The organism is Pedobacter sp. 01T416_2, assembly GCF_056398925.1.
The window spans coordinates 1-2,010 of sequence record NZ_JBFTQI010000956.1 but is presented as its reverse complement, the minus strand read 5'-3'; the positions used below and the strand labels follow the sequence as shown (position 1 = coordinate 2,010).

Annotated in this window: 1 protein-coding gene; it reads left to right on the top strand. The window is 34.5% G+C overall.

The window, feature by feature from the left end; translation table 11 throughout:
* Positions 1–801: 801 nt before the first annotated feature.
* Positions 802–2,010, top strand: a 1,209-nt coding sequence (locus AC1DPQ_RS26255; RefSeq protein ID WP_477611367.1) for a TonB-dependent receptor plug domain-containing protein, incomplete at its 3' end; no start/stop codon positions are given.

Below are 2,010 nucleotides of genomic sequence, written 5' to 3'. Positions count from 1 at the left end.
GAATAAACTAACCGAACGTTACCATTCGGCTGATAAAAAACTCCAATTAAAGCACCTGAGCGACGATTGTAAGCGCTTGCTGAAAAATGCCGATCAGATTATAGCAGTAAACATTATAGAAGATCCTACTTATCGGGTGGCCACCGAAAAATAATTGATTTTAACCTTTCTGTTTTATGATATAAATACCACTATATCCAAGCTAATGCTATAATATATAATATGGTAAAGGACTATCCTCACGCCTAAACAATCATTGTCGGTTTAATCTTTACTTCTTGATCTGTATTTTATGTTTTTACTAAAACGTTTAAGTGCTTTAAGAAAATAGCAACATAAAATTGTTCGATTTATTGTTATTGCTGACTAAAAATATCCTTATAGACTGTTTTATAGGATGTTAATTTTTTAAGATATTCTGATAATATTTATTTTTTTACCTGTCTGACTGACAATTATTTTAATAGAATTAAATATTATTGTGGTATTTTATAAAAATTTCATAAAAATGACAATTTGTTATTAAAACGTTTTAGTATAGTATATATTTGATTTAACCAAATACTAAATTTTATGAGAACCCTTAACTATTACTACCGAAGTACCTGTCTCTTTAACCTAGGACATACTATGCCGTTTCCGAAAAAATAAGTTTTAGAAATCATTTTTTTACCAATTAAAGATCCATTAACTATGCGATACTTATGGGCGTGCCTTGTTTTTTTTGCCGCGTTTACATTAAACGTTTTACCGACTTTTGCAACGGGTGAAAAACTTCATAAAGGCCTAACAATTAATTGCTTGATTCTTCAGGATACGACAAAAATCAAGATCGTAACACCGAAAGATTCATTACGAAAAGACAGTTTAGATCAGATCAAGCAGAAAACACTTTACGATAAGTTATCTGGCGGTGTAAAAAAAGACACCAGAGATCTATCACTATTCCCTGCCGTTTCATTACAACAAAACTTAAAGGGCAATTTTGCTGGTCTGTATATTCAGGAGCCATCTGGTGAGCCTGGGTCTATTCAGAACATGTTTATTAGAGGGGCTGCAATGCCACTATTATCTAAAAAGGATTTGTACGATGCTCAGCCTCTGGTGGTTCTCGACGGAATCCCTTTGGTACGGGAGCATCCTTTTGCTTTTGATATACAGCAATTCGATTTTAATAGAATCGGTCCTGCAACTAATTTATTGGCCGGTATCGATCTGAATAATATTACATCGGTAGAGGTACTTAAAGATTTAGGTTCTACTTCTGTTTATGGGCCAAGAGGTGTTAATGGAGTAATTGTTTTAACCTCAAAAACAGCAGTTGGTAAATACCGCGCTATATCTTTCAATTCGTATATAGGCATGGTGCAAAAACCATTTGTAAATACCATCAATGGTAAATACGAAAATGATTTCAGACAGCGGTTTTATGATGTATATACCACAAATGGCAGGTATTCTGATGATGAAGAGTATCCGGTATATTTAAGCGATTCGCTAAATAATGTGTATAGTGGAAAATCAGACTGGACAGATTTATACTACAAAAATGCGCTGGTATATGGCATTAATTTCTCACTTGCCGGTGGTACTGACAGGGCGAATTTTAGGTTTGCATTAGGTAATACCAAAAGTGAAGGCGTAGCAGATCAAACGGGTATCGACCGTTATAGCGCCACTTTCAATATCAATATGAAGCCAACCAAATGGTTGTTGTTCTCGACTATGATTAATGCGAACCGTTTAAACCGCGACAGAAATAAAACCTTGCGCGACCGATTTGCACAACTTAATTATTTTCCTGATTTAAGCGCGCCTCTACCTCCAAATAAAGATTTCTATGGTTCATACCTGCAAGAATATAAGAAAGGTTTTGATGATAACAAAACAAACTCTATTCAGGGCTATGCCAAATTAGAAGGAACTTTTGGCAAATTTAAAGTGGTATCATCTTTTAATGCCGATTACAGTGAGGGGTATAGAGATGTTTTCGGGTATAGAGATGTTTTC